Consider the following 4,883-nt stretch of genomic DNA (forward strand, 5'->3'; position numbering starts at 1 on the left):
GCCGTACGGCATCCTCGGCGACCCCGCCCACGACGGCGGCCGGGCCACGGATGGCGACGGACGGCCCACGGTCGGGATCGTGTTCTACCGGGCGCACGCCCTGGCCGGGAACACCGCCTTCGTCGAGACCCTGGCCGACGCGGTCGCGGCGGCCGGCGGGCGCCCGCTGCCGATCTTCTGCGGCTCGCTGCGCGGGCTCACCCCCGGCGCCGGACCGCTCGACCTCTTCGCCCGCTGCGACGCGCTCGTCGTGACGGTGCTCGCCGCCGGCGGGACGGTCGCCGCCGACGCCTCCGGCGGGGGCGACGAGGACGCCTGGGACGTCGGCGCGCTCGCCGCCCTCGACGTACCGGTCATCCAGGCGCTCTGCCTGACCAGCACCCGGGAGCAGTGGGCCGCCGGCGACGCCGGACTCTCCCCGTTGGACGCCGCGATGCAGGTGGCCATCCCCGAGTTCGACGGGCGGATCATCACCGTGCCGTTCTCGTTCAAGCGGATCGACGCCGACGGGCTCTCGGTCTACGAACCCGATCCGGAGCGGGCCGCCCGGGTCGCCGGCATCGCGGTGCGCCAGGCCCGGCTGCGGCACGTGCCGAACGCCGACAAGCGGGTCGCCGTGGTGCTCAGCTCCTACCCGACGAAGCACTCCCGGGTCGGCAACGCCGTCGGCCTGGACACCCCCGCCTCGGCGGTACGGCTGCTCGCCGCCCTCGCCGACGCCGGCTACCGGCTGGGCGGCGCGCCCGTGCCCGACCACGGGGACGCGCTGATCCACGCCCTCATCGCGGCCGGCGGGCACGACGTCGAATGGCTGACCCCGGAGCAGCTCGCCGCCGCCGAGGCCCGGGTGCCCGGGGAGACCTACCGGCGCTGGTTCGACGCGGTGCCGTCCTCGCTTCGCGAACGGATGCGGGAACACTGGGGAGAGCCGCCCGGCCGGCTCTACACCGACGGCGGGGACGTCGTCCTGGCCGGGCTGCGCTTCGGCAACGTGGTGCTGCTGATCCAGCCGCCGCGCGGCTTCGGGGAGAACCCGATCGCCATCTACCACGACCCCGACCTGCCGCCCAGCCACCACTACCTGGCCGCGTACCGGTGGCTGGCCGCGCCGGTCGCCGACGGCGGCTTCGGCGCGGACGCGGTGGTGCACCTCGGCAAGCACGGCACCCTGGAATGGCTGCCCGGCAAGGGGCTCGGGCTGGCCGCCGGCTGCGCCCCCGACGCCGTCCTCGGCGACCTGCCGCTGGTGTACCCGTTCATCGTCAACGACCCCGGCGAGGGCACCCAGGCCAAGCGCCGCGCCCACGCCGTCGTCGTCGACCACCTGGTGCCGCCGATGGCGCGCGCCGAGACGTACGGGGAACTGGCCAAGCTCGAACAGCTCCTCGACGAGTACGCCACCGTGCAGGCCCTCGACCCGACCAAGGTGCCAACGGTCCAGGCGCAGATCTGGGACCTCGTGCGCGCCGCCGAGCTGCACCACGACCTGCACACCGAGCGGATGCCCGACGCCGCGGACTTCGACGACTTCGTGCTGCACCTCGACGGGTACCTCTGCGAGGTCAAGGACGTGCAGATCCGCGACGGGCTGCACGTCCTCGCCCAGGCGCCCAGCGGCGAGGCCCGGGTCAACCTGGTCCTCGCCGTGCTCCGCGCCCCGCAGGTGTGGGGTGGCGCGCGCGCCCTGCCCGGCCTGCGGCAGGCCCTCGCCGCGAGCGTCGGCCTGGACGAGCAGGCCCTGCTCGCCGCGCCCGGAACCCGGGTCGGCCTGCCCGAGGCGCTGACCGACGTGGTGGACGGCCCCGCCGCCACCGCCGCCGACGCGGTCGACCTGATCGAGGCCCTGGCCCGCCGCCTGGTCGTCGGCATGGAGACCCTCGGCTGGGACGCCGGCAAGGTCGACGCCGTCGTCCAGGAGGTCACCGGGCGGACGCTCCCCGACGCCGCCGACGTGCTGCGCTTCGCCGCCCGCGAGGTGGTGCCCCGCCTCGACCGGACCACCGACGAGATCGACCGGGTGCTCGGCGCGCTCGACGGCCGCTTCGTCCCGCCCGGCCCGTCCGGCTCGCCCACCCGCGGCCTGGTCAACGTGCTCCCCACCGGCCGGAACTTCTACTCCGTGGACCCGAAGGCGATCCCCAGCCGCAACGCCTGGGACGTCGGGGTGGCGCTCGCCGACTCGCTGCTCGCCCGGCACCTCGCCGACACCGGGGCGTACCCCCGCTCGGTCGGGCTCACCGTCTGGGGCACCAGCGCCATGCGTACCCAGGGCGACGACGTCGCCGAGATCCTCGCGCTGCTCGGCTGCCGGCCCACCTGGGACGACCGATCGCGCCGGGTCACCGGCGTCGAGGTGGTGCCGCTGGCCGAACTCGGCCGGCCCCGCGTCGACGTGACGGTCCGCATCTCCGGCTTCTTCCGGGACGCCTTCCCGCACGTCGTCGCGCTCATCGACGACGCGGTCCGGCGGGTCGCCGCGCTGGACGAGCCCGAGGACGACAACTACGTCCGGGCGCACGTCGCCGCCGACGTGGCCGAGCACGGCGACGAGCGGCGGGCCACCGCCCGGATCTTCGGCTCCAAGCCCGGGGCGTACGGGGCGGGACTGCTGCCGCTGATCGACGCCCGGAACTGGCGTACCGACGCCGACCTGGCCGAGGTGTACGCCGTCTGGGGCGGCTACGCCTACGGCCACGGGCTGGACGGGCGGGAGGCGCGCGCCGACATGGAACGCTCCTTCGCCCGGATCGCCGTCGCCGTGAAGAACCAGGACACCCGCGAACACGACATCGTCGACTCCGACGACTACTTCCAGTACCACGGCGGGATGGTGGCGACCGTCCGCCACCTCACCGGGGTCGCGCCGGCCGCGTACGTGGGGGACTCGGCGATGCCGCACGACGTGCGGACCCGCACCCTCGGTGAGGAGACCCGGCGGGTGTTCCGCGCCCGGGTGGTCAATCCGAAGTGGATCGCCGCGATGCGCCGGCACGGCTACAAGGGCGCCTTCGAGCTGGCCGCCACCGTGGACTACCTGTTCGGCTACGACGCCACGGCCGGCGTCGTCGACGACTGGATGTACGCGCGGCTCGCCGAGGCGTACCTGTTCGACCCCGACACCCGGGAGTTCCTGGAGCGGTCCAACCCGTGGGCGCTGCGCGGGATCACCGAACGCCTGCTGGAGGCCGCCGAGCGGGGGATGTGGGCCGAACCCGACCCGGCCACCCTCGACCGGCTCCGCGAGACGTACCTGGCCAGCGAGGGCGACCTGGAGGAGCGACAGTGACCGGCTACCCGTTCAGCGCGGTGCTCGGCATGGACGAGATGCGGCTCGCCCTGCTGCTCAACGCGGTCAACCCGGCCATCGGCGGGGTGCTCGTCCGGGGCGAGAAGGGCACCGCCAAGTCCACCGCCGTCCGGGCCCTCGCCACGCTGCTGCCCCCGGTGGACCGGGTGGCCGGCTGCCGCTTCGGCTGCGACCCGGCCGGGCCCGACCCGGCCTGCCCGGACGGCCCGCACCCGGCCGGCGGCCCCGCCGAGCGCCGCCCGGCCCGCCTGGTCGAACTGCCGGTCGGCGCCGCCGAGGACCGGGTGGTCGGCGCGCTCGACCTGGAGCGGGCCCTCGCCGAGGGGGTACGCGCCTTCGAACCCGGCCTGCTCGCCGCCGCCCACCGTGGCGTGCTCTACGTCGACGAGGTGAACCTGCTCCACGACCACCTGGTCGACCTGCTCCTCGACGCCGCGGCGATGGGGCGCTGCCACGTCGAGCGGGAGGGCGTCTCGGTCAGCCACGCCGCCCGGTTCCTGCTGGTCGGCACGATGAACCCGGAGGAGGGGGAGCTGCGCCCGCAGCTGCTCGACCGGTTCGGGCTCACCGTCGAGGTGGCCGCGAGCCGCGACCCCGCCGTCCGGGTCGAGGTGGTCCGCCGCCGGCTCGCCGCCGACGCCGAGCCGGCCGGCTTCGCCGCCCGCTGGGCGGAGGCCGACGCGGCGGTGGCCCGGCGGGTCGTCGCCGCCCGCGACCGGCTGGACCGGGTACGCCTTCCCGACCCCGCGCTGCGGCAGATCGCCGAGGTCTGCGCCGCGTTCGACGTCGATGGCATGCGTGCCGACATCGTCACCGCCCGGACCGCCGTCGCGCACGCCGCTTGGCAGGGTCGGGAGCGGGTGACCGCCGACGACGTCCGGGTCGCCGCCCGCCTGGCCCTGCCGCACCGGCGCCGGCGCGACCCCTTCGACACCCCGGGCCTGGACGAGAAGCGCCTCGACGAGGCGCTGCAACGTGCCCGGGACGAGCACCCCGACGACGACCCGCCGGACGGCGGCCCGACCGACGGGCCCGGGCCCGACGGCGGCCCTGGCGGGCCGGGGCCGGACGGCGGACCCAGCGGCGGCGGGCCGGGCGAAGGCGTCGACGGTGGCGACCGGGCGGGTGCCGACGAGGGGCACGGTTCCGCGGGCCACGGCGGGACCGACCGGCACGGGCCGTCCGGGGACCAGCGCCCGCCGGCACCCGCCGGTGCCGATGACGCCGTGGACCGCGCCGACGCCGACGCGCCGGCCGACGGAGAACGGGGGAACGGCGACGACGGCCGGTCACCCGCCCACGGCGACGGGGCGGCGTACGGCGACGACAGCTGGCCGGACCGGCTCGGTGACCGGTCCTTCGGGGACCCCGACGGTGGACCGGACGGCCGGCCGGGCAGCCGCGGGCGGCGCGGCGACGCCCAAGGCGACCCGACCGGGGACCGGGCCGGCACGGCGGCGAGGGCTTGCCCCTACAGTGACGGCACCCTGTGACCAAGGAGCGTCCTGTGTCCGAGCCGCCTTCGGCGCCAGATTCACCCCCGACCGCTGCGGCGGCCGGGCAGACGGCGGGCACG

At 76.4% G+C, this 4,883-nt stretch carries 1 protein-coding gene and 1 pseudogene; both read left to right on the plus strand.

The window, feature by feature from the left end; all coding sequences use genetic code 11:
- Positions 1-3,286, plus strand: a 3,286-nt coding sequence (cobN, locus tag DKT69_RS18610) for a cobaltochelatase subunit CobN (protein WP_109802805.1), incomplete at its 5' end; no start/stop codon positions are given.
- Positions 3,287-3,315: 29 nt separating this feature from the next.
- Positions 3,316-4,752 (plus strand): annotated as a pseudogene (locus tag DKT69_RS18615) (magnesium chelatase ATPase subunit I); the annotation flags it as partial.
- Positions 4,753-4,883 lie beyond the last annotated feature (131 nt).

Origin of the sequence: Micromonospora sicca, assembly GCF_003172935.1 — a bacterium.
Taxonomy (GTDB): Bacteria; Actinomycetota; Actinomycetes; order Mycobacteriales; family Micromonosporaceae; genus Micromonospora; species Micromonospora sicca.